Origin of the sequence: Pseudomonas sp. C5pp (assembly GCF_000814065.1) — a bacterium.
Taxonomy (GTDB): Bacteria; Pseudomonadota; Gammaproteobacteria; order Pseudomonadales; family Pseudomonadaceae; genus Aquipseudomonas; species Aquipseudomonas asiatica.
In genome coordinates, this window is record NZ_JWLN01000012.1 from 122637 (window position 1) to 147725 (window position 25089).

Consider the following 25089-nt stretch of genomic DNA (forward strand, 5'->3'; position numbering starts at 1 on the left):
GACGCGGACCGCCAAAAGCATTCAGCCAAACTGGCGGGCATTGGCCTGGCCCTTTGCCTACTGGCCGTAGGGGCACTTGGCGTCTACGTGCTCTGGACTGAAATCGTCCCGCTTTACGGTCGTATCTGGAGGCATGCACCGGTCGTGGAAACGCCCCTGATGTCATTCTTCTCGATCGCGGCATTGCCGTTCACGCCGATATTGGTGGCGGGATGCTTGATCGCCGCCTGGACCGGTCAGAAATTCGACCCGCCCAAAAAGTCCTGGCTCTACGCGTTCCAACTACGCTCTATGCAATTGACGGTTGCACTCATGGTCGTAGCGCCTGTCATGATCGCGCTGACCACTGCCACACTCTCCGCCAAAGGCTACTGGTCGTGCCCCAAGCTGCGCATCTCGGGTTCTGGATGGCAAATGTTCTGGGTTAACGATGAGCGCATGTGCTTCACGCCAGACAGCTACATCAACGATAACTGGCCATGCAAGATCGTGGGCAAGCAGAACATCTGCGTCCAGGTGGATGGCCGCTAGCTGCTTAACTCGAAGGCGCTTCCCAGTATGAAATTCAACGACACCTACACCAGCCGCGAGCACCGCTTTTCGCTAGGGATAGAACTGACTTCACAGCAGTGCTATCTGTCGATCCCGGTCAGCAACGCACTGGCCGATTACGAAGAGTATTACTGTATCGACAAGGCCCGATACACGGCATGGCTACAGGATCCATCGGCTGCACTGCCCATGGTCGTCCGATGCCGCCGCCGCGAACTGGACCACCTCTTGATGATGCAACCTGGCACCCAGCGAGGCACGGCTGCCCCCTGCACCTGGGATCTGACCGAAATCTCGGCGGTACTGGCACGAGCAGCAACCTTGCTGCTGCGCGATGGTGGTTACTCAAGCTGGGCCAACACGCTCCTAGGCTACCACTCACGGGTGCACAGCGACCCCGAGCAGGTTCGTTTGAGCGTTCTCGAAATGCCCTACGGCATGGGCACGCTCAGCGATGCCGTCCTGTATGAAAACGGCTCGCTTTTGATCGAGGCCACCGATGAATTACACGCCTTGCTCGGGTGGTTGCGGGAGTGGGGAATCGAGGGTCGCATGGCCGCTGCAAAGCCGCTGTAGCAACCCATGCCAAACCGCTTTGGCGCGGCATATTCCGTCGCATTGCCATCATTGAAACGTGTCGCGATGACAGTCGAATGCCATCAGCTCGAAGCCAAGAAATGAGACCCGCTTCACTTTTTGAAAAAAACTTTTTACGCCAGTTTTTACCGACCTTTTAGTACTTCCGCCCCCTGACTTTAGGGGCCAAAGCCCCATTTCCCGTACTCGAAACCCTTTACCAATGGCATGGCGCCATCATTGCGTCACATCACAAAACAGGGAAAAAATCGCCCCCCTCGCGGGAACTTCTTCCACCGCGAGGTGCCCTACTCGGCATTGCTGGCAACACGATATTCATGTGCCAGCACTCAAGTTTGCCGCCGTCGAGAGGCGCAATTTCAGGTCCACGCCATTGGCGTTTCAGGACGATCAAGCAGGCACATGGACGATGCACCGATGACACAGACATTTGATGTCGAAGCACTGATCAAGCTGCGTAGCCAGACGCGGGCGATCTCCGATGCGCTGAAGGCGCAGGCGGCGGATTACCTCGCCACGGTGGCACCGCTGATCCGTCCGCAAACCCTGTTTGGCGAATACCTGCAAGGCGCCCAGCGCAGCAGCGGGCGCGAAACCCAGGGCCACTTCCAGGCCCTGGTCGAACTCTACGAACGTATCGGCTCGGCCGCGCCGTTCCAGCTGGTCACCGAGCTGGAAGTACCGCTGAACCTGATCAGCACTACCCCCGAACTGTTCCCGCTGGAATACGACAAGGCCCTGGAACACAGCGGCCAGGTCATCCGCATCACCAGCCCGACCCGCTGGGTGGTGGGCTTCCACGCCTTCGACCTGGCGCGGTTTCGCAACGTCATCAAAGACCCCAACCGCAGCAGCGCCGAGCTGTACCGCTTCGTGGTGCACTACCTGGTGCTGTTCTACTGCCTGAGCAAGTCGCCTGGCCTTGGCCGGCTGTTCGAGGGCCTGCGCTACAGCCTCAGCTTCGAACGCCTGAAGGGCTTTGGCGACCTGCCGTTCTGCGTCATCAGCTCGCCGGTGCGCTCTGAACTGCCCGACGACTCGGTCATCCGCAGCAGCACGCAGATTGCCGGCAACACCAGCTTCGAAGAACTGGTGGGCCGCGACAACATCCTGGAAATGAACGACGAAATCCGTCAGCGCCTGCTGCTGACGATCGAAGGACTGTAACGCGCAGCGCCCGGCAACGGGCCGCGCAATGATTCGCAGCGAATTGCTCGCACTGGAGAACACGATGGCGAAGAAGGAAAGCACTCAGCACAAACTCGACCGCGTTCGCGCGCCTCGGGTCCATATCACCTACGACGTGGACATCGGCGATGCCATCGAGAAAAAGGAGCTGCCCTTCGTCGTCGGCGTACTGGGCGACTTCTCCGGCAACCCGCTGGAGCCCCTGCCCAAGCTCAAGGACCGCAAGTTCGTGTTCATCGACCGCGACAACTTCAACGGCGTGCTCAAGGGCATCAAGCCACGCCTGACCTACCGCGTCGACAACACCCTGGCCAAGAACGGCACCCAGCTGGGCGTGGAGCTGAACTTCAACAGCCTCGAAGACTTCGAGCCACAGAACGTGGTCAAGCAGGTGGAGCCGCTGCGCAAACTGCTGGAAGTGCGCAACAAGCTGGCCGACCTGCGTAACAAGATGGGCGGCAACGACAAGCTCGAAGAGCTGCTGATGGACGTGCTGCAGAACACCGAGAAGCTCAAGACCCTGGGCAAGGAATTCGGCCGTGAAGCCGAAGTGAAAGACCCATCCAGCAGCGATCGCGCCTGAGCAGGAGCCCGAACATGACCGACAAGCAAACCGCACCGCAACAGGCCGGCGAACTGGTCGAAGTGGAAAACTTCGCGCCACAGGCATCGTTGCTCGACAGCATCATTTCGCAAAGCCGCGTGGCCCGCTCCGACACCGAGCGCAACCGCACCCGCGACCTGATTGGCGAACTGGTGAACCAGGTGCTCGAGGGTGAGATGACCCCGAGCAAGGACCTGATCGCCGTGCTCGATTCGCGTATCGCCGAGATCGACGCGATGCTTTCCGAGCAGATGAACGAAATCATGCACGCCCGTGAGTTCCAGCAGCTGGAAGCCTCCTGGCGCGGCCTGAAATACCAGGTAGACCAGACCGAGACCAGCACCACGCTGAAGATCCACCTGCTCAATGCCTCGAAGAAAGACCTGGTACGCGACCTGAAGGCCGCCAGCGAATTCGACCAGAGCGCGCTGTTCAAGAAGGTCTACGAAGAAGAGTACGGCACCTTCGGCGGCGCGCCTTTCGGCATGCTGATCGGTGACTACGAGTTCAACCGCAACCCCGAAGACATGTACCTGCTGGAGGAGATCTCGCATGTCGCCGCAGCAGCCCATGCCCCGTTCATTTCGGCCGCCTCCCCCGAGCTGTTCGGCTGGGACTCCTTCACCGAGATGTCCGGCCCGCGTGACCTGGCAAAGATCTTCGACACCGTCGAATACGCCAAGTGGAAGTCGTTCCGCGCCTCGGAAGACTCGCGCTACGTCGGCCTCACCCTGCCGCACGTGCTCGGTCGCCTGCCGTATGGCCCCGATACCACCCCGGTGGAAGAATTCAACTTCGTCGAAAGCGTCGATGGCCGCGACCACAACAAGTACCTGTGGATGAACGCTGCCTACGCCCTCGGCACCCGCGTTACCGATGCCTTCGCCCGCTACGGCTGGTGCGTGGCCATCCGCGGCGTCGAAGGTGGCGGCCTGGTCGAAGGTTTGCCAACCCATACCTTCAAGACCGACGACGGCGAAATCGCCCTCAAGTGCCCGACCGAAATCGCCATCACCGACCGCCGCGAAAAAGAGCTGTCGGACCTGGGCTTCATTCCCCTGGTGCACTGCAAGGGCACCGACTATGCCGCGTTCTTCGGCACCCAGTCGGCGCAGAAGCAGAAGCAGTACAACACCGACATCGCCAACGCCAACGCGCGCCTGTCGGCCCAGCTGCAGTACATCTTCGCCACTTCGCGCATCGCCCACTACATGAAGGCCATCATGCGCGACAAGATCGGTAGCTTCGCCTCGCGCATGGATGTCGAGCGCTTCCTCAACCAGTGGCTGGCCAGCTACGTGCTGCTCGACGACACCGCCAGCCAGGAAGCCAAGGCCAAGTTCCCGCTGCGCGAAGCCCGCGCCGAGGTGTTCGAAGTGCCGGGCAAGCCAGGTGTGTACAAGGCCGTGACCTACCTGCGCCCGCACTACCAGCTGGATGAGCTGACCGCTTCGCTGCGCCTGGTTGCCGAGCTGCCACAGGGCGCGCGCGGCTGACAGGCCGGTGTGTACAGGGATGACACATGAGTAACCAGGCCCGCCTGCTGCCCTCGCTGCTCGACCGACTGCTGGACGACCGTCCGTACCAGTCGGCCGAGCCAGCCGTGCAACGCACCTGCTCGTTGAGCGAGTACAAGGCCAGCATCGTGCGTGACCTGGAGGTACTGGTGAACACTCGCCAGAGCCTGGTCGCCGAAGAGCTGGAGGGCTACAGCCAGCTCGGTGGCTCCATCCTCGAATACGGCATGCCCGACTTCATCAGCCGCAGCGTGCTCGACCCGCATGATCGGCGCCTGATCCAGCAGCAACTGGAGCGGGCGATCAGCACAGGGGACCGGCGCTTTCGCCGTGTCCGCGTGCAGCTGCTGGCCCAGCAGAACGGCCACCGCATGTTGACCTTCCGCGTGGACGCCGTGTTGCGTCTGCAGGACATCAGCCGCCAGGTGTCATTCGACGCCGTGCTGCAGGTCAACACCCAGGAATACAAAGTGCAGAACCTCAACTGATGCTCGACGAACTGCTGCCCTACTACGAAAAGGAACTGTCGCACCTGCGCTTCCTCGGCCAGGAGTTTGCCGCGCAGTACCCGAAAATCGCTTCGCGGCTGTTGATCGAGGGCGACAACTGCGAAGACCCGCACACCGAGCGCCTGATCGAAGCGTTCTCGTTCCTGTCTGCGCGGGTGCACAAGAAGCTCGATGACGAGTTTCCGGAAATTGTCGAATCCTTCCTCGAGGTGCTGTACCCACACTACCTGCGCCCTACCCCATCGATGTCGATTGCCGAGCTGAGCCTGGGCAAGCACGAGAAAGTCACCGAAGCCTACCGGGTGGCGCGCCATACCGAGATGCATGCCAATGCCGTGGAAGGTGTGGTGTGCAAGTTCCGCACCTGCTACCCGGTTGAGCTGTGGCCGATTGCCGTGCAGCAGGCCTCGTTCGCCGAACTGGAGCGTTCGGCCTTCAACGGCCACAGCGCCGACCTGGTCGCACGCCTGCGCATCCGCCTGGCAGCCACCGGCGATGCCCTGTTCGGGCAGATGGAACTGGACCGCCTGCGGTTCTTCCTCGACGGCGAGGCGACCCTGATGCTGCAGCTGTACGAGCTGCTGTTCAACAACCTGGCCAAGGCCACCCTGAGCTTCCAGGACCAGGGCCGCAGCCGCGAAGTGGCCTTGCCGGCCGATGCCCTGAAAGCCGTGGGCTACGCCCGTGACGAAGGCCTGGTGGACTACTCCGAGCGCTCGTTCCTGGGCTACCGCCTGCTGCACGAGTACTTCACCTTCCCCGACAAGTTCATGTTCTTCGACCTGAACGGCTTTGCCCGCATCCTGCAGGGCAAGGCCATCGAACAGGTCGAAATCAACTTCTATTTCTCCGACTACGACCTCAGCGAGCGCCTGGCGCGGCTGACACAGAACATCGGGCGCAACAACTTCAAGCTCAACTGCACACCGATCATCAACCTGTTCCGCCAGCAAGCCGAGCCGATCAAGCTGACCCACACCCAGCACGAATACCCGGTCACTCCCGATACACGGCTGCACAACGCTGCCGAAGTCGTCTCGATCGACCGCGTACGGCGGGTGCGCAAACTCGGCGGCATCGACCAGGTCGCCACCTGCCACCCGTTTTTCGAACCCCGTGGCGAGCAGGACCCGCACAGCAGCTTCTGGGTGGCGCGCCGGCGCATCCAGGGTGACGCCACCGCCATGAGCATCCGCGTGGTCGACCGCGACCTGGAGCTGATCGACGCCAGCAGCGACACCCTCAGCATCGGCCTTACCTGCAGCAACCGCGATGTACCGCTGATGCTGCCGTTCGGGGGCGAACGTGGTGACTTCAACATTCCCGCCAACTCGGTGATCAAGGATATCCGCTGCCTGCGCAAGCCCACCGCCACGGTGCGTGTGCCCCTGGGCAAGGGCCTGATCTGGCGGTTGATCGCCCACCTGTCGCTGAACCATATGTCGCTGGTCAGCCAGGGCCGCGAAGTGCTGCTGGAGCTGTTGTCGCTGTACAACTACCGCAATGTTTCCGCCATTCGCAAACAGATCAACGGCATCAAGGCGATCAGCAGCGAGCCGGTGGTCGCACGCATCGGCCACCCGCGGCCGAACTTCGTACGTGGCGTCGGCATCACGCTGACCCTGGATGAAAGCCAGTTCATCGGCAGTGGCGTGTACCTGTTCGGCATGGTGCTGGACCACTTCTTCGGCCAGTACTGCTCGATGAACAGCTTCACCCAACTGACCCTGCGCACCCAACAACGAGAAAAGAGAGTCGTCCAATGGCCAGCACGCACCGGCGATCAGCCCCTGGTCTGATCGATCAGGCCCGAGCCGAGCCGCACCGATTCGAATTCTTTCAATTGGTGCGCCTGCTCCGCCTGCACTACAGCCGTACCGGGCGCATGGACCTGGCAACCCGGCCGCACGAAGACCCGCTGCGTTTTCGTACCCAGCTGTCGCTGGCGTTCCCGGCCAGCGAGGTCAGCGACCTGCACTTCGAGCGCGAAGGCAAGGTGTCGCCGGCCGGCTTGCCGCTGTCGGAAGTGCAGGTCACCTTCATGGGCCTGGTCGGGCCGTCAGGCGTACTGCCGCGCCCGTATACCGAGCTGCTGCTGGAGCGCCACGTGCAGTATCGCGACGATGCCGCCCACGCGTTTCTCGACATCTTCTCGCACCGCATGACCACGCTGTTCTACGAAGCCTGGCAGAAGTACAAATTTCATATCGAGCACGAGCGCAATGGCACTTCGGGCTTCGATGGCTACCTGCTCAACCTGGTCGGCCTCGGCCCGCGCGCGCAGCAACTCAAGTTCGAGCAGCAACCAACCGCGCTGCGCCGCGAGCTGTTCAGCTACTTTGCCGGCCTGCTCAGCCAGAAGCCGCGCAACGCGCTGAACCTCGAACGCATGCTCGGCTTCTATTTCTCGCTGCCGATCAAGGTCCGCCAGTTCGCCGGGCGCTGGCTGCACCTGCAGCCCGAACAATGCACCCAGCTCGGCCGCCGCAATGCCCAGCTCGGCCACAGCGCCGTAGCCGGCAACCGGGTCTGGGACTACCAGTCGTGCATCCGCATCGAGCTGGGCCCGCTAAGCCTGGCCGATTACCAGCGCTTCCAGCCGGGCACCGCGTGCTACCGCAAGCTGGTCGAGCTGGTGCGCTTCTATATAGGCGCCGAACTGGATTTCGAAATTGCCCCGCGCCTCAAGCGCGAGGCGGTGCCACGCGCCCAGCTGGGCCGCAGTGGCAATGTCGCCCTGGGCTGGCTGGGCTGGCTCAAACGCCCTGGTCGTGACGCGGAGCCTTCGCGTTGCGCCGTCTTCCACATTCCTTACGATGGGGTCGCCTTGTGAACCTGAAGTCTCTGTTCGCCAAGCTCAACGAAACCAGCCGCACGGCCACGGAAAGCGCGGCGGCCCTGTGCCTGTCGGAGCACCATTACGACGTGGAGGTGGAGCACCTGCTGCTGCAGTTGCTCGACAACAGCGACAGCGACCTGGCGCCAATCCTGCGCCACTACGAAGTAGTCGCCGAGCGCCTGCAGGCGCAGTTGGTCACGGCCTTGGGCACCTTCAAGAAAGGTAATACCCGCACCCCGGCGCTGTCGCCGCACATCACCCGCATGATCGAACAGGCCTGGTTGCTGGCGTCGATCGAATACGGCGTCGGCCAGGTGCGCAGCGCTCACCTGCTGCAGGCCCTGCTCGATGATGCCGAACTGCGTCGCGTGGTGATCGCCTCGGCGCCGGAGCTGGAGAAAATCAACGCCGATGACCTGCGCCTGAACCTTGCGGCGCTGGTGGAAGGCAGCGCCGAGTCCCGGCAGGCCAGCCCGCTGGCCAGCCCGGCGGCGCCAGTGAACAGTGCGAGCAAGGCCGGCGGCAAGACTCCGGCGCTGGACCAGTACACGGTCAACCTCACCCAGAGCGCCCGCGAAGGCCGCATCGACCCGGTGCTGGGCCGCGAGTTCGAAGTACGGCAGATGGTCGACATCCTCACCCGTCGCCGCCAGAACAACCCGATCCTCACCGGCGAAGCCGGGGTCGGCAAAACCGCCGTGGTCGAAGGCCTGGCCCTGCGCATCGCCCAAGGTGACGTGCCGGCGGTGCTCAAGGATGTGGCCCTGCACACCCTCGACCTGGGCCTGCTGCAGGCCGGCGCCGGGGTCAAGGGCGAGTTCGAGAACCGCCTCAAGGCAGTGATCGAAGAGGTCAAACGCAGCCTGCACCCGATCATCCTGTTCATCGACGAAGCCCACACCCTGATCGGTTCCGGTGGCCAGGCCGGGCAGAACGATGCCGCCAACCTGCTCAAGCCGGCCCTTGCCCGTGGCGAGCTGCGCACCATCGCCGCCACTACCTGGGCCGAATACAAGAAGTACTTCGAGAAGGACGCCGCCCTCGCCCGCCGCTTCCAGGTGGTCAAGGTGGAGGAACCCGACGAAGACAAGGCCATCCACATGCTGCGCGGCCTGCTCGGCAAGATGCGCGAACACCACAAGGTAGCGGTGATGGACGAAGCGCTGGTGCAGGCCGTGCGCCTGTCCAACCGCTACATCACCGGCCGCCAGCTGCCCGACAAGGCGGTCAGCGTGCTCGACACCGCCTGCGCACGCATTGCCCTGGCGCAATCGTCGCAACCTGGTGCGCTGGAAGACTGCCGACGCCAGATCGACAACCTGCAGGCCGAAATCGCCGTGCTCGGCCACGAAGCAGGCAAAGGCCACGACCACACTCGCCGCCTGGGCGAGCTGCAGGCTGCCCTGCAGGCCGAGCAGCAGCGGGAGCAGCAGCTGAACACGCAGTGGCAACAGGAGCTGGAACTGGTCGAACAGCTCAAGGCGCTGGACGCCGCCAGCGAGGCCGATGCCAAGCAGCTCAACGCCCTGCGTGCCGAACTGGCCCGCGTGCAAGGCGACCAGCCCCTGGTCCATGCCCTGGTCGACAGCGGCGCCATCGCCCAGGTCATCAGCGGCTGGACCGGTATCCCGCTGGGCAAGATGCTGCGTGACGAGATCGACACCGTGCAGCGCCTGCCGGCCCTGCTTGGTGAGCGCGTGCTGGGCCAGGACCACGCCCTGCACGAGATCGGCAAGCGCATCAAGATTTCCCGCGCACGCATGGAAGACCCGAACAAACCGATCGGTGTGTTCCTGCTGCTCGGCCCCAGCGGCGTCGGCAAGACCGAAACCGCGCTGGCCCTGGCCGATACCCTGTACGGCGGTGAACGCAACCTCATCACCATCAACATGTCCGAGTACCAGGAAGCCCACACCGTTTCGAGCCTCAAGGGCTCGCCTCCCGGCTATGTCGGCTATGGCGAAGGCGGCGTGCTGACCGAGGCGGTGCGCCGCAAGCCATACAGCGTGGTGTTGCTCGACGAGGTGGAAAAAGCCCACCCCGACGTGCTCGAACTGTTCTTCCAGGTATTCGACAAGGGCGTGCTGGACGATGGCGAAGGCCGCGAGATCAATTTCCGCAACACGGTGATCATCCTCACCTCCAATACCGGTACCGAGCGCATCATGCAGACCTGCCTGAACGCCACCGAGCTACCGACGCCCGCAGCGATCGTCGAAGACCTGCGTGACCAGCTCAACCATGTGTTCAAGCCGGCCTTCCTCGGCCGCCTGAGCATCGTGCCGTTCTACCCGGTGCAGGACCAGATCCTCGAGCGCATCGTCGCCCTCAAGCTCGAACGCATCGCCAAGCGCTTCGCCCGCAACCACCAGGCCGAGCTCAGCTACGACCAGGCGTTGGTCAAGGCCATCGCCGCGCGCTGCACCGAGGTCGACAGCGGTGCGCGCAACATCGACAACATCCTGTCCCAGACCCTGATGCCCGAGCTCGCCCAGCGCGTGCTCGAGCGCATGGCCCAGGACACGCCGATCCAGCGTCTTGCGATCGAGCTGGGCAGCGATGGCGATTTCGCCTATCGCGTGGCCTGACCAGTACACGGAGGTTTTGCCGTCATGCAACACAAGCACACCGCCCTCAAACGCCTGACCACAGCTGCCTTGCTGGTGGCGCTGGCCGGCTGCGGGGTCACCGACCGTATCGGCAAGCGCATGGAAGACAGCTGGGCGGCCGACATGCTGGCCGACAGCGAAAAGGTCATCCTGACCTCCGACGGCGGCAACCAGCTCAACCCCGATGCCGAGGGCAAGCCGCTGTCGGTGGTGATGCGCGTGTACCAGCTGACCGACCTCGAACGCTTCGCCGCGACCGATGCCGAGACCCTGTGGGACACCCCGGAAAAGGCCTTGGGCAACACCCTGGTGGAAGCCCGCGAGATCACCCTGCTGCCGGGCATCGGCCAGATCGACCAGTGGCCACTGGCCAAGAGCGCTCGCTACGTCGGCGTGGCAGCGTTCTTCCGCAACGAACAGGACGCGCGCTGGAAGGTCGCCTTCGACGCCAACTCGCTGCGCAAGGACGGTATCTGGTTCTCTTCCGACGGCCTGCGGGTGCTGGTGGACAACACCGAAATCAGCGCCATGCGTGGCGTCGACGTACTGAACAAACCGCCGACCGCCGACCAGCTGGCAGCCGCGCAGAAGGCCCGGGACAACGCACCGACGCTCACCGACAAGGTGCAGGACGCCGTGCTCGACAAGGCCGGCGATGCCGCCGGCAAATCGGCACAGAACACCATGGATTCAACCTTCAACTCTTTAGTGGATAGCGTCAAATGAGCAAGCAGAGCCGGGTGATGTGGTCGGAAGGCATGTTCCTGCTGCCCCAGCACTTCCAGTACCAGGATGAGTTCCACCAGCACCAGCTGGCCGAGGCGACCCTGCGCACCACCCCATTCCATTGGGGTGTGCAGGTACTGCAGGTGGATGAGGACGCCCTGGCCAACGGTTCGCTGCAGCTCAAGCGCCTGAAGCTGGTGTTCCCCGATGGCAGCCTGTACGACGCGCCGCAGCATGACCCGCTGCCGGCTGCCCGCGACCTCAAGGACCTGCTCAAGGCCAACGACCTCAAGGTCCATGCTGCCTTGAAACTGCCCGAGCCATTCGGCCTGAACTATGTCGAGGACGGCCAGGAACACAAGGCCGCGCGGCGTTTCCGCAAGCAGTTCGATACCCTGCCCGACCTCAATGAAGGCGAGCTGGAAAACGAAATCACCAGCCTGCGCCTGAACGTGGTGCTGCTGGTGGACGGTGACAGCCTGGACGGCTACAGCCACTGCCCGCTGGCCAGGCTGACCCGCAACAGCATGGGCGGTTTCAATCTCGACCCGCATTTCGTCCACCCGACCCTGCATCTGGGCAGCCACGAGACCCTGGCCGGCATCGGCAAGCGCCTGCTCGGCGCCCTGCAGGCCAAGAGCAAGGCCCTGTCCGGCCGACGCCGCGAACGCGCCGACCAGATCGCCGAGTTCGGCTCCAGCGACGTAACCCTGTTCTGGCTGCTGAACACCGTCAACCGCGCCCACCCGCAGCTGGCCCATCTGCTGGCCCACCCCCGCCTGCACCCGGAACGCCTGTACCTGTTCCTTGCCGACCTGGCGGGCGGCCTGCTGACCTTCACCCTGGACACCCAGCTCAGCGACATCCCCGAGTACGACCATCACGACCCGGCTGCGTCGCTGGTCAAGCTCGACGAGATGATCCGGGTGATGCTCGACAACGTCGTGCCCAACCAGTGCATCGTCATCAACCTCACCCAGAGCAAACCGTCGTACTGGCAGGGCCAACTGCGCGACCCGCGCCTGACCGAGGCCGACTTCTATATCTCGGTACACGCCGACATGCCGGGCGCCAGCCTGCTGGAGCTGGTACCGCGGGCGTTCAAGGTCGGCTCGCCGGAAGACATCGAGGTGGTGGTCAACAGCGCGATGCCCGGCGTCACGCTCAACCATGCCGCACGGCTGCCCAACGCAATTCCGGTGCGCCTGGACAACCAGTACTTCGCCATCGAGCCGCATGGCCATGTCTACGAGCGAATGATGAATGCCCAGACCATCTGCTTCTACGCGCCCAGCGCCTTTACCAACCTCAAGCTTGAACTGATGGCGGTGCTCAAATGACCGAAGCCGTATTGCAACAGGGCGCCGTCGCGGCCGCCAACGACAAACCAACGCTCAAGGACCTGGTCCAGGACTTCATCAGCATGGCCCTGATCGTGCGGCGTGGTCGTCAGGTCACCTCGGTGCCGGCCTTCGAAGCCAGCGTGGAACGGTTCTTCGCCAACCTGGAACGCGACGCCCGCGCCGCCAACTACAGCGCCGAACAGGTCAAGGACACCCAGTACGCGCTGTGTGCCTTCCTCGACGAGAGCGTGCTGCGCGCGAGCGACAACCAGCTGCGCCAGCACTTCGAGCTGCAGCCGCTGCAGTTCCGCTACTTCGGCGTGCACCTGGCGGGTGAAGGCTTCTTCGAGAAGGTCGATGCGCTGCGTGCCGACGCCAAGCAGAACATCGATGTACTCGAGGTCTACCACCTGTGCCTGGCCTTGGGCTTTGAGGGCAAGTTCAGCCTCGGCCAGAAAGACCAGCTGCGCTACCTGGCCAATACCCTGGGCCAGGATATAGCCCGCTACCGCAAGGCGCCCAAAGCACTGTCACCGGACTGGGCACTGCCCGACCAGGTGTCGCAGATGCTGCGCCACGAGGTGCCGCTGTGGGTTTACCTGGCGCTGATCGCGCTGGTCTGCGTCGCCGTGTACCTGACGCTGGACTGGTTGCTGGACAAGGACGTCGCCGCCCTTTCCGAACAAATCCGCCAGCTGTTCAGTGCCTGAGCAAACGTCAGGTAGCCGAGTCAGGAAGACATGAAAACATTACTGCGCCTTTTGAAGAATTTCTGGTTTCTCCTGCTGCTGCTGTGGCTGGCGAGCCTGTTGACCTGCTGGTTGGTCGCCCCGTTGCTGCCATGGCTGCAACAGCACCTGCCCGAAGCACTGGCAATCATCAGCGCCTGCTTCCTGCTGGTGATCGTGCTGCGCCAATACCAGCGCATTCGCGCCGAGCACAACCTGGAGAACCTGCTGCAGATCGAGGTTGATCGCTCGTGGAATGCCACTGGCGAGTTCCGTGACCAGCAGGTGCTGCGCGAACGCCTCAAGCATGCCATTGCCATGTTGCGCACCGACCGCTCCGCTGGAGGCGGTGGCAAGGCGGCACTGTCCGACTTGCCCTGGTACCTGGTGGTTGGCATGTCGGCAGCCGGCAAGACCTCGCTGCTGACCCATTCCGGCCTGTCGGCCAGCATTGCCACGGCCAACGACAGCGAAAGCGGCACCCAGCACTGCGACTGGTACTTCAGCCCCGACGCGGTAATGATCGACACCGCCGGCCGCTATTTGCGTGATGACCAGTCGGCCAGCGAGTTCTCGGCCTTCCTGCGCATGCTGCGCAAGCAGCGCGGCAAGGCGGCGATCAATGGCCTGGTCATGGTGGTCAGCCTGCCCGAGCTGCTGGCGGCCAACAGCGACGAACGCAATGCCCTGGCGGCCCAGCTGGTGGCGCGGGTGGAAGAGTACGCCGAGTGCCTTGACGCCAACCCGCCGGTCTACCTGATGCTGAGCAAGACCGACCAGTTGCCGGGCTTCAGCCAGGCGTTCGACGGCCTCGACCTGCATGAACGCCAGCAACCGCTGGGCATGACCTTCGGCCTGTCGGAAATCCGCAACAACGGCCTGCACGCCGTGCTGCAGACGCGCCTGGGCAACCTGCAGAACCACATTCGCCAGCATGTCGACGCGCAGGTGATCGCCCTCGGTGCCGAAGCCGACAGCACCCTGCTGAACTTCCCGCAATACTTCGCCGCACTCAGCGGTGTCCTCGAGCAGTTCCTGGAGCACTTCACCCGCGGCCATCGCGGCGGTGCCCCGCTGCTGCTGCGCGGCCTGTACTTCACCAGCGCCCTGCAGACCGGGCAGCAGCTGGGGCAGGTATATGAAGACGTCATCGCCGACGAATTCGCCCTGCAAGCCGCCTACGATGAGCACGCCGAGAGCGTCGGCAAGGCCGCGGGCAACCGCAGCTACTTCATCACCGACACCTTCCGCCAGGTGATCTTCCCCGATCGCGACCTGACCCTGTACCAGTCGCGCCTGGGCCGCCAGGCTGCGTTCAGCCCGCTGCTGCTGGGCCTGGCCGCCGCGACCGGGTTGCTGTTCATCGGTTGGCAGGCACTGTCGTTCACCAATAACCGCCAATGGCTGGACAGCCTGCGCGGGCAGCTGGCGCAGATCGAGCAGGCAGAAGACCGCGAGCAGCAGTTGGCCGCAGGCAAGGGCCTGGAAGTGCTGCGCGAACAGATGGCCCGCGTCGAAACCCATCGCCTGCAGGGTGTACCACTGCAGTTGGGGGGTGGCCTGTACCATGGCGAAGCCATCCACCAGGTGACTCGCACCGCCTACCTGGCGCAACTGCGCAGCCAGGCGCTGGAGCCGATCGCACGCAGCCTGCAAGTACAGATGCGGGCCTTCAACACCTTTGCCAACGGTATCAACCAGGAGCTGGAATTCACCCCGGCCCCGACACCGAAAAAACGCAACGGCAAGCCGCTGGCCCCGGCCATTGCAGCCAAGGCCCAGGCTGCGCTGGGCAACAGCCGCGCCGGTGCCTATGCCGCCAAGGTCAACCTGGCCACCGCCAGCGATGCCGCCGAGCTGTCTGCCACCACCGGTGGCCTGTCACTGTCCGAAGAAATGCTCGGGCGCCTCGACGAACAGCAGGTGGCCTCGATCATCGATGCCTACAACACCCTCAAGCTGTACCTGTTGCTGACCGAGCCCCAAGGCCATCCGGACCCGGCCTTCGTCGCTGCCAACCTGCCCCAGGCCTGGGCCAGCGCCGCCACCGAAGGCACTCCGGCCGACGCAGCCGTGATCGCAGAAAATGCCCCGCTTTACGTACAGTTGCTGGAACAAGGCCAGGCGCCGTCGTTGCCGCGTAACGAACAGCTGATCAACGAAACCCGGCAGAATCTCAAGTCGTTCATGATCTCCAGCTCGCTGGTCGATCGCGAGTACCTGCGCCTGCAACTCGAGTCGAGCCGCCAGTTCCCGGCACTGAGCCTGAACGACCTGGTGCCGCAACCGGGCCGCGCGTTGCTGTATGGCTCTGCTGGCGTATCGGCAATCTATACCCGCCAGGGCTGGGACACCTTCGTCAAGCCGGAACTGATCAAGCTGGTGTCGGGCAACCTGCGCAACGAGTCGGACTGGGTGCTGGACGGTGAAGGTGGCGATGCCATCGTGCAAAAGGCCAACTTCGTGCGCGAGTTCATGACCCGCTACAAACGCGACTACACCCAGGCCTGGTACAAGATGGTCAGCAGCGTGGGGGTACGCCACTTCGCCGACCTGGCCTCGGCCACCCAGCAGCTGGGGCTGCTCAGCGATGTGCAGAACTCGCCGGTGAAGAACCTGCTGGCGGCGGTCAATGACAACACCCAGTGGGACCTGCCGGTCAAGCACGCCATCCCGGCCCCCGGTAGTACCCGCGATGACGGCTTCTGGAGCAAGGTCTCCGGCCTGCTCGACACCAAGGACGCCCTGCCCGCCAACGTCGCCCCGGCCCTGCCGGCGGTGGACGATGGCAGCCTGGCCAAGCGCTTCGAACCGGTGGCGCGGGTATTTGCCGTAAACAACGCCGAAGGCGCCGACAGCACCATCATGGACCGCTACTTGGCCGCCTTGCGCAAGCTCAAGGTACGCATGAACAACATCCAGCGTTCGCAGGATGTGGGCAAGAGCAGCAAGCAGCTGATCAGCGAGACCCTGGAAGGCCAGCCGAGCGAGATCACCACCGTGCGCAACTACGTGGAGAGCAGCGTCGACACCAGCCAGGACGGCCTGTCGCGCTCGCTGCAGGGGCTGTTCAGCCTGCCTATCCAGTATGCCTGGGCGACCCTGCGCGACCCGGCCGGCCAGCAGATCGCCAAGGCCTGGGCGCAGCAGATCGCCAAGCCTTGGGAACAGGTCATGGCGCACCGCTACCCGATTGCCGGCAGCAGCCGCAACGAGGCGTCGGTAAAGGACCTGCAGCGCTTCGTCGACCCCGACAGCGGCCTGCTGCCGGCCTTCAAGCGCAACGAAATCGGCAACCTGGCCGGGGGTGAAGGCCTGGGTGTTGGCGACGGCAAGGCACCGGCGCTGGTCAACCCAGGCATGCTCAACAGCATCGACAAGGCCAGCTCCGTGGGCCAAGTGATCGCCAGCCTGTCGGACCGTGACAACGGCTTCGAAATCATGCTGGAACCTTCTGCCAACTTCACCGACATCGTGTTCACCCTCGATGGCCAGGAACAGCACTACCGCAACGGCCGCAGTAGCTGGAACCGCTTCGCCTGGCCGGGCACCAGCAACGCTCCGGGGGCCCGACTGGATGTGGTCACCCTCAGTGGCGCGCGGGTCACCGTGTTCGACTTCCCCGGGCGCTGGGGCCTGCTGCGCATGAACGAAAGCGCCCGGGTCGAGGACCTGGACGGCATTCAGCAACGCTTCAGCTGGAACACCGCCAGCGGCCGCGTGAGCCTTGTAGTGCGCAACTTCGGTGGGGTGAAACTGACCGACCTGGGTGATGTCAAGGCGCTGAGCGCCCTCAACGACAGGGGCGCCCAATGATCGGTTGCTTCGGCAAGCTGCCGTCGAGCGCAGACTTCGTCAGCCTGCATGGCGCGGCGGAAGAAGTCTGCGAGTTCGACGCCTGGCTGCAGTCTGCGCTGGCGGCCATGCGCCACCGCGAAGACTGGCAGGCATTGTTCGACGCACTGCCGATGTGCTTCTTCAATTACCGCGCGAGCAACGGCAACTGGCTGCTGGGTGGCCTGCTCAGCTCGCGGGATGCCAGCCAGCGACGCTACCCGTTCTTCATCTTCCAGTTGCTCAAGGGCGAGGGAGCCACGATGCTGGTGAACCCGTTCACCCTCGGCGAACTGTTCAGCGCGCAGATCAAGCCGATGCTGCACCAGGCGGTGCAGGGTGCTGACTGCGCCAGCCTGTTCGAACGCATCAAGGCCCTGCGGCCGCTGCAGGCCCAGGACCTCGACCTGTTCCGCCAGGTGCACGCCAAGTTCCTCAAGGATTTCAGCTTGGCCGATGTCGCCCGCGCCCTGCTGCGCTCCTGGCCGGACTTCAAAAGTGACAAGGCGCTTGCGCTACTGCAGGCAAGCCGAGCCGTGCTGCACAACGATTTCGCCGGCGGCATCGAGCTGCCCTTGCCGGCCGAACGCGGGCTGAAAAACCCTACCGCCGACCTCTGGCTGACCTGGCTGACCCGCATGAGCCGGCAGCCCGGCGTGCCGGCGGTGAGCCTGCTGGCCGACGACTTCATGAAACCACGGCTGTACTGCCTGCCGTCGCGCCACGCCAACTGTGCCTACCGCCTGCTCAGTGGTTGCGCCGAAGCAGGTCAGCATCTGGAGCCGCTCGACCCGCTGACGGTAGCGCCACGGCTGCACGATTACGACCGATCTCTTGAACATGTCATCGACCAGTTCGTCGATGCGCTGGATGCGACGCCTGTATGAACAAGATCAAGTACTACTGCCTGCGCTACCAACCCTACCTGCTGGGGGTAGCATTCTTCCTGGCGATCTTCCTGGTCTGGGCCATCGGCTGCGCCCTGGGCTTTGCCTCGCTGCATAGCCTGCTGGCCGGTATCGGCGTGTTTCTGCTGCTGTCGGCGGGCTATGTACTGCTGCTGTACCGCGGCGCCGGCCAGCACCACAACCTCGAAGGGTTGCTGCGCGACGATGCCGACCAGGCGGTACTCAATGCCACCCCCGCCGATCGCGAGGAAGTAAGCCTGCTGCGCGAACGCCTGCTGCAGAGCATCGAGCGCCTGCGCAGCAACACGCCTCGCGGCACCTCGGCCAAGGACGCGCTGTACGCTCTGCCCTGGTACCTGGTGATCGGCCAGCCGGCCGCCGGCAAGAGCACGATGATCCTGCAGTCGGGCCTGAACTTCCCCTATGCCGAACGCGAAGGCGCACGGGTTGCGGGGCTTGGCGGCACGCGCAACTGCGACTGGTTCTTCAGCTCCGAAGCCGTGCTGCTGGATACCGCCGGGCGCTACATGAACAGCCCCGAAGAAGCCGGCAAGTGGCGCGGCTTCCTGCAGCTGTTGCGCCAGCATCGCCAACGCCGCCCTCTCAACGGCTTGATCGTCAGCGTCAGCATCGCCGACATCCTGCATGGCTCGGCCGAGGACCAGGACCGCGTGGCCAAGCGCCTGCGTGAACGGATCCAGGAAAGCTGCGCGCTGCTGGAAGTGCGCCTGCCGATCTACCTGGTGTTCACCAAGTGCGACCTGATTCCCGGCTTCACCCCGTTCTATCGCCAGCTGGACGACGCCGCGCGTGGCGAGGTGATGGGCAAGACCTTCTCGCACAAGGGTTACGAACAGGCCGACTGGGGCCAGCGTTTCGGCAAGGCGATGGACGAGCTGACCGGTTACTGGCAGCAAGTGGCGAACCAGCAACTGGTGCAGCAAGATATTCAGGTAACCCGGCAGAACAATGCGGCCTATCGCTTCCCGCTGGAGCTGGCCGCACTCAAGCCGCGCCTGCAACAATTCGTCGACAGCCTGCTGCGCGCCAACCCGTACCAGAACGCCGAAATGCTGCGCGGTTTCTATTTCACTGCCGCACTGCAGGCCGACGAAGCCCTGTGGGGCAGCCACGGCCAGCATGTGGCCGAACGCTTCGCCCTCGAACATGCCGAAGGCACCGCCACTGCCGTCAGCCAGCCGGCGCCGCTGTTCATCAACAGCCTGTTCCGCAAGGTGATCATCCCCGACCAGCACCTGGTGGCGCTGTACACCAGCAACACGCGGGAGCGCCGGCGCAAGGCGGGTTGGGTTGCCGCCACCGGCCTGGCAGCCCTGGTGCTGTGCAGCCTGTGGGGCTGGTCGTACCTGAACAACCGCGCCACCCTGGCCAGCATCGCCGGCGAACTGGCCCAGGCCAAGGCCGACGACCAGGCTGCCCGCGGCCAGTACGCCGCCTGGCATAGCCTTGACCGCTTGCGCTTCTGGGCCGAGCACTACTATCAGCAGCACCGCGAACAGGGCGTGCCGCTGGGCATGCGCCTGGGCCTGTACCAGGGCCACGAGGTCGAGCCGCTGCTGCGCAGCCGTTACTTCGCCACGCTGCAGAACGTGATGCTCAAGCCCACGGCAGACAACCTGACCCGCACCCTGTACCTGCTGACCACGATCAAGGTGTACCAGCGCAACACCCGCGAACTGCAGCCGGTGAGCGGCGTGGACAGCGTCGAGGCCGAGGCGCTGCCACATGACAACCGCGCGCAGTCGATCGCCGACTTCGGCAAGGCGACGCTGGATACCTACGTGATGCTCTCGCCGGCCCGACGCGAAAACGCCGACCCGGCGTTTCTCAAGGCGCACCTGCCCGACTACTGGTACCCGGCCATCGCTCGCCATACCGGCAAGAGCATGGCCGCGGCCGCCAGCGAGGCCGGCGGCAACCAGGACTACCTGTACGCCAGCCGCCAGATCACCTTCTACAGCGACCAGATTCGTGAGCCGGATGTGCCGCGTATCCTCGACAACGCCTTCCTGATGTCCAGTTCGCGCAATTACATCGACAGCCTGCGCGCCCAGTCGCTGCGTTCGATCGAGACCATCACGCTGGAGTCCGACACCCTGTTCGCCTTCGGCCGCGCAGACTTCCAGAGCCTGAAGAGCGAAGGCCAGAGCCAGCTGAGCGCGATCGCCAGCAAACTGCTGAACACGCCCAACATCGGCAAGATCATCATTTCCGGCCACGCCGACCAGCTCGGCGACAGCCAAGGCAACCTGCAGGTTTCCAAACAGCGGGCGCAGACCATTCGCACCTACCTGGTCGGCAAGGGCGTACCTGCCGAACTGGTGGTCGCCCAGGGCGAAGGCAGCCGCAAGCCGCTGGTCAACTGCGACCTGCAGCAACCGCGAGCGCAACTGATCAAGTGCCTGGAGCCCAACCGCCGGGTGGAAATCGAAGTACGCGGGCTCAACTGAAGCCCGCTGCAAGAACCGGCTACCCGGGCCTCACAGGAGGAGGCCCGGGTAGCGGAAAGCTACCTCTGCCGACAGGTTCGGCGAGGTCAAAACCAAGGGGCGCATGAGCAACCCTTTAAATGTTGTTAATGGAGAGTTTCACAATGGCATTTGACGCGTATATCCAAATCGACGGTATCCCGGGCGAAGTACTGGATGACAAGCACAAGGACTGGATCGAAGTGCTGGGCTACGAGTACGGCGCCACCCAGGCCACCTCGGCTACTGCCAGCTCCTCGGGCGGTGCATCTTCCGAGCGTGTTGCGCTGAGCGACTTCAAGATCCGCAAGGCAGTGGACAAGGCTTCGGCCAAGCTGTTCGAACACTGCTGCACCGGCAAGCACATCGCCAAGCTGAAGCTGAACGTGAACCGTGCCGGTGGTGACAAGGTCACCTATCTGACCATCGACATGGAAGAAGTCGTGGTGTCCTCGGTGCGCTTCATCGCCGGTGGCAACCAGAACGGTGAAGACAAGGCTGTGAGCGACCTGCCGGTCGAAGAAATCAGCTTCAACTTCGCCCGCATCAAGACCACCTACACCCAGCAGAACCGCACCGACGGCCAGGCTGGCGGCAACATCGTCGGCGGCTGGGACCGCACCGCGAACAAAGTGTTTGCCTGATAACCTGCGTACCCGGGGGCCGCTACGGCGGCCCACATCCCACAGCGTGCCAGGTGACCTGGCACGCTGTTCATCTGCCATGACCAGAGTGTTTTATGCCTGAAATCCTCAATGACCTTTCGCTGGCAACGCTGACCGCACCCATCGAGGGTGGCAGTGGCGAAGACTTGAGCTTCTCTGCCTTGTTCGACCAGATCAAGGAGGCGCGCCGGGCAGACCCTGACTACCTGACCCAGGGCGACTGGCAAACTGACCTGAAGACCGCCGACTGGGAGCAGGTGGTCAACCTGTCAGCCCAAGGGCTGGCGCAGCAAAGCAAGGACCTGATGCTGGTAGCCTGGCTCAGCGAAGGGTTGGCCCAGCGTGAACATTTCGAAGGCATCACCTTTGGCCTTCGGCTGACCGAACAGGTACTGGAAGCATTCTGGGACACGCTGTACCCAACACTCGAAGATGGCCTGGACGAACGCGCTGCGCGGCTGTCCTGGCTGAAGACCACGCTCACCGACATTGCCGGTGGCTTGCCCATTACCCAAGGGCAGAATTTTGGCGTGTTGCGCTATGACGAATCACGCTACGTAGAAAACCTTGCCTTGCAGAACCCCAAGGCAATGCAGACCGCGCTGAACGAAGGCAAGATCAACGCCGAAATCTTCCAGCGCTCGGTGGCGCTCAGCGACACCGAACACCTGCGCACCAAGGCCCTGCAGATCGCCGCCAGCCTGGAGGCCTGCAAAGCCCTGCAAGCCAGTGCCGACCGCCTGTTCGGCCATGAGGCGCCCAGCTTTGCCAGCCTTGCCGACATGCTGTCGCGCGCCAGCCAGCTGGCTGAAAAACTGCTCAAGGACCGCGGTGTCGAACTGCACCCCGCCACTGTGGCAGCGGCAGAACCCGAAGCCACTGTTGCCCCCACCAGCGAAGCAGGTGAACCGATGAACACACCCGTCCAGGCCACCACGCCTGCGCCGATGCGCACGACGCCACTGACCCGCGACGAAGCCTTCACCATGCTTGCGGGTATCGCCCAGTTCTTCAAGCAGAGCGAACCGCAAAGCCCGGTGCCTTACCTGATCGAACGCGCCATCAAGTGGGGCAACATGCCGCTGGAAGGCTGGCTGAGCGATGTGATCAAGGACAGCAACGTGGTGGACAACATTCGCGACGTGCTGGGCACCCGCGAGCCAAGATCCTGATGCTGTATCGGCTACACCGGCCTCTTCGCGGGTAAACCCGCTCCCACCCAGGCTGTACGCGGTCCCTTTGGGAGCGGGCTTACCTGCGAAGAGGCCGGTACAGCCACCACAAATACTGCTAACGTGAGTGCTCTCAACCGCCAAGGACCGCTCAGATGCCGCCACGTTCACGCGCCCCCACCGGCTTCATTCGCGTTCGTGGCGCCCGCGAGCACAACCTGAAGAACATCGATGTGGATATCCCTCGCGACGCGCTGGTGGTATTCACGGGGGTGTCCGGCTCGGGCAAGTCCTCGCTGGCCTTCTCCACCCTCTACGCCGAAGCCCAGCGCCGCTACTTCGAATCGGTGGCGCCCTATGCCCGGCGCCTGATCGATCAGGTCGGCGTGCCGGACGTCGACGCCATCGAAGGCCTGCCGCCGGCCGTGGCCCTGCAGCAGCAACGCGGCACGCCGAGTGCACGTTCCTCGGTGGGCAGCGTGACTACACTGTCCAGTTCGATCCGCATGCTCTACTCCCGCGCCGGCAGCTACCCGGCCGGGCAACCGATGTTGCATGCCGAGGACTTCTCGCCCAACACCCCGCAAGGTGCCTGCCCGGAGTGCCATGGGCTGGGGCGGGTCTATGAAGTGAGTGAAGCGACCATGGTCCCCGACCCGTCGCTGACCATCCGCGAACGGGCCGTAGCGGCCTGGCCGATGGCCTGGCAGGGGCAGAACCTGCGGGACATTCTGGTGACCCTGGGCTATGACGTCGATACCCCTTGGCGCGACCTGCCCCAGCAGCAACGCGACTGGATTCTCTACACCGAAGAAACACCCACGGTGCCGGTGTATGCCGGCCTGACCCCGGCGCAGACCCGCGCTGCGCTCAAGCGCAAGCTCGAGCCGAGTTACCAGGGCACCTTCAGCGGTGCCCGGCGCTACGTGCTGCACACCTTCATGCACTCGCAGAGCGCGCAGATGCGCAAGCGTGTGTCGCAGTACATGCGCCCCAGCCCATGCCCGCAGTGCCAGGGCAAGCGCCTCAAGCGTGAGGCGCTGGACGTAACCTTCGCCGGCTGCGACATAGGCGAGCTGTCGCGGTTGTCGTTGCAGGCGCTGGCCGAGGTGTTCCGTCAGGTTGCTGCGCCAGGCTATCTGGAGCAGCACGACGGCAACCTGACCCTGGAAAAACGCCTCGCCGCGCAACGCATCGCCAACGAACTGCTCGAACGCATCGGCCCCCTGCTCGACCTGGGCCTGGGCTACCTGGCCCTGGAGCGCAGCACCCCTACCCTTTCCTCTGGGGAGCTGCAACGCCTGCGCCTGGCCACCCAGCTGAACTCGCAATTGTTCGGGGTGATCTACGTGCTGGACGAGCCGTCGGCCGGCTTGCACCCGGCCGACAGCGAAGCCCTGTTCCAAGCGCTGCAGCGCCTGAAGCAGGCTGGCAATTCGGTGTATGTGGTGGAGCACGACCTGGATACCATGCGTCGCGCCGACTGGCTGGTGGATGTAGGGCCTGCCGCTGGCGAGCATGGCGGCACCATTCTCTACAGCGGGCCGCCCGCCGGCCTGGCCCGGGTCGAGCAGTCATGCACCCGGGCCTACCTGTTCAGTACATCGGCCCAGGCCACGCGCACACCACGCCAGGCCCGCGACTGGCTGAGGCTCGAAGGCATCAGCCGCAACAATCTGCACGACCTCAGTGCCGCATTCCCGCTGGGTTGCTTTACCGCCGTCACCGGTATTTCCGGCTCGGGCAAGTCGAGCCTGGTCAGCCAGGCTCTGCTGGAGCTGGTGGGTGCGCACCTGGGCCAGGCCGACCTGCGCAGCGAGCCTGAGGAGCAGAGCCTGGAAGATGAACCCGAACAGGCCAGCGGCGGGTTTGTCAGCGCCGGCCTTGGCAGCATCAAGCGCCTGGTGCAGGTCGACCAGAAACCGATCGGCCGCACGCCTCGTTCCAACCTGGCCACCTACACCGGCCTGTTCGACCATGTACGCAAGCTGTTCGCTGCCACCGAACAGGCCAAGGCACAAGGCTTCGATGCCGGGCGTTTCTCCTTCAACGTTGCCAAGGGGCGCTGCGAGAACTGCGAGGGCGAAGGCTTCGTCAGTGTCGAGTTGCTGTTCATGCCCAGCGTCTACGCGCCCTGCCCGACCTGCCATGGCGCTCGCTACAACCCGGAAACCCTGGCGGTGAGCTGGCAAGGCATGAACATCGCGCAGGTGCTGCAATTGACCGTCGACCAGGCCCTGCAAGTGTTCGCCGAGCAGCCAGCGGCGCGCCGCTGCCTGCAGGTGCTGCAGGACATCGGCCTGGGCTATTTGCGCCTGGGGCAGCCGGCCACCGAACTGTCCGGCGGCGAGGCGCAGCGCATCAAGCTGGCCACCGAGCTGCAGCGCATGGCCCGCGGGGCGACGCTGTATGTACTGGACGAACCTACCAACGGTTTGCATCCGCAAGACATCGACCGGCTGCTGGTGCAGCTCAACCGCCTGGTCGATGGCGGGCACAGCGTGGTGGTTGTCGAGCATGACATGCGAGTGGTCGCGCAGAGCGACTGGGTGATCGACATCGGCCCTGGGGCCGGGGATACCGGGGGCCAGGTGGTGGTCAGCGGCACGCCACAGGTGGTGGCCGGGTGTGCTGAAAGCCGCACTGCGGCGTTTCTGGCCAAGGCCTTGTAGCGCCTGCACCGGCCTCTTCGCGGGTAAACCCGCCCCTACAGGTACTTACACAGCTTGCAAGATCTGTGGTGACCCTGTGGGTGCGGGTTTACCCGCGAAGAGGCCAGCGAAGCACATGCAGAGATGCCGTCTTGCCA

At 64.0% G+C, this 25089-nt stretch carries 18 protein-coding genes; all 18 read left to right on the forward strand.

The window, feature by feature from the left end:
- The first annotated feature begins 30 nt into the window (after window positions 1-30).
- The 18 genes from RR51_RS12325 (at window position 31) to uvrA (ending at window position 24952) form a co-directional block, all read left to right on the forward strand.
- On the forward strand, window positions 31-531 hold the full coding sequence (locus tag RR51_RS12325; RefSeq protein ID WP_052261059.1) for a hypothetical protein: 501 nt from the start codon (window positions 31-33) through the stop codon (window positions 529-531).
- A gap of 27 nt (window positions 532-558) precedes the next feature.
- Entirely contained in the window at window positions 559-1128 is a 570-nt protein-coding gene (locus tag RR51_RS12330; RefSeq protein WP_039613671.1) for a hypothetical protein, read from the forward strand.
- 438 nt (window positions 1129-1566) lie between these two features.
- Window positions 1567-2316, forward strand: a complete 750-nt coding sequence (locus tag RR51_RS12335; protein ID WP_024087178.1) for a hypothetical protein — start codon at window positions 1567-1569, stop codon at window positions 2314-2316.
- A gap of 64 nt (window positions 2317-2380) precedes the next feature.
- A complete protein-coding gene (gene tssB / locus RR51_RS12340) occupies window positions 2381-2920 on the forward strand; it encodes a type VI secretion system contractile sheath small subunit (protein ID WP_012272397.1) in 540 nt (179 codons plus the stop codon).
- Window positions 2921-2934: 14 nt separating this feature from the next.
- The gene (gene tssC / locus RR51_RS12345) at window positions 2935-4437 is read left to right on the forward strand and encodes a type VI secretion system contractile sheath large subunit (protein WP_039613672.1); all 1503 of its coding nucleotides are present in this window, start codon (window positions 2935-2937) and stop codon (window positions 4435-4437) included.
- Between the two features lie 26 nt (window positions 4438-4463).
- A complete protein-coding gene (gene tssE, locus RR51_RS12350; RefSeq protein ID WP_013972749.1) occupies window positions 4464-4946 on the forward strand; it encodes a type VI secretion system baseplate subunit TssE in 483 nt (160 codons plus the stop codon).
- On the forward strand, window positions 4946-6766 hold the full coding sequence (tssF, locus tag RR51_RS12355; RefSeq protein ID WP_013972750.1) for a type VI secretion system baseplate subunit TssF: 1821 nt from the start codon (window positions 4946-4948) through the stop codon (window positions 6764-6766). The genes tssE and tssF overlap by 1 nt, the downstream gene beginning before the upstream one ends.
- On the forward strand, window positions 6730-7800 hold the full coding sequence (tssG, locus tag RR51_RS12360) for a type VI secretion system baseplate subunit TssG (RefSeq protein ID WP_015270493.1): 1071 nt from the start codon (window positions 6730-6732) through the stop codon (window positions 7798-7800). The genes tssF and tssG overlap by 37 nt, the downstream gene beginning before the upstream one ends.
- Complete coding sequence (tssH, locus tag RR51_RS12365; protein WP_015270494.1) at window positions 7797-10394, forward strand: type VI secretion system ATPase TssH; 2598 nt, start codon at window positions 7797-7799, stop codon at window positions 10392-10394. The genes tssG and tssH overlap by 4 nt, the downstream gene beginning before the upstream one ends.
- A 24-nt stretch (window positions 10395-10418) precedes the next feature.
- A complete protein-coding gene (gene tssJ, locus RR51_RS12370) occupies window positions 10419-11141 on the forward strand; it encodes a type VI secretion system lipoprotein TssJ (RefSeq protein ID WP_039613673.1) in 723 nt (240 codons plus the stop codon).
- On the forward strand, window positions 11138-12481 hold the full coding sequence (tssK, locus tag RR51_RS12375; protein WP_039613674.1) for a type VI secretion system baseplate subunit TssK: 1344 nt from the start codon (window positions 11138-11140) through the stop codon (window positions 12479-12481). The genes tssJ and tssK overlap by 4 nt, the downstream gene beginning before the upstream one ends.
- Entirely contained in the window at window positions 12478-13194 is a 717-nt protein-coding gene (icmH, locus tag RR51_RS12380; protein ID WP_039613675.1) for a type IVB secretion system protein IcmH/DotU, read from the forward strand. Before tssK ends, icmH begins: the two co-directional genes overlap by 4 nt.
- Window positions 13195-13224: 30 nt before the next feature.
- Window positions 13225-17028, forward strand: coding sequence for a type VI secretion protein IcmF/TssM N-terminal domain-containing protein (locus RR51_RS12385; protein ID WP_039613676.1), 3804 nt, complete (start codon window positions 13225-13227; stop codon window positions 17026-17028).
- On the forward strand, window positions 17025-17933 hold the full coding sequence (gene tagF, locus RR51_RS12390) for a type VI secretion system-associated protein TagF (protein WP_039613677.1): 909 nt from the start codon (window positions 17025-17027) through the stop codon (window positions 17931-17933). The genes RR51_RS12385 and tagF overlap by 4 nt, the downstream gene beginning before the upstream one ends.
- A complete protein-coding gene (tssM, locus tag RR51_RS12395; protein WP_039613678.1) occupies window positions 17930-20425 on the forward strand; it encodes a type VI secretion system membrane subunit TssM in 2496 nt (831 codons plus the stop codon). The genes tagF and tssM overlap by 4 nt, the downstream gene beginning before the upstream one ends.
- Window positions 20426-20568: 143 nt before the next feature.
- Window positions 20569-21087 carry an Hcp family type VI secretion system effector gene (locus RR51_RS12400; RefSeq protein WP_039613679.1) on the forward strand — a complete coding sequence of 173 codons (519 nt, stop codon included), beginning with the start codon at window positions 20569-20571 and terminating at the stop codon, window positions 21085-21087.
- A 95-nt stretch (window positions 21088-21182) separates the two neighbouring features.
- Window positions 21183-22280 carry a type VI secretion system protein TssA gene (gene tssA / locus RR51_RS12405; RefSeq protein WP_003260519.1) on the forward strand — a complete coding sequence of 366 codons (1098 nt, stop codon included), beginning with the start codon at window positions 21183-21185 and terminating at the stop codon, window positions 22278-22280.
- A 155-nt stretch (window positions 22281-22435) separates the two neighbouring features.
- Complete coding sequence (gene uvrA / locus RR51_RS12410) at window positions 22436-24952, forward strand: excinuclease ABC subunit UvrA (protein ID WP_039613680.1); 2517 nt, start codon at window positions 22436-22438, stop codon at window positions 24950-24952.
- The last annotated feature ends 137 nt before the right edge of the window (window positions 24953-25089 follow it).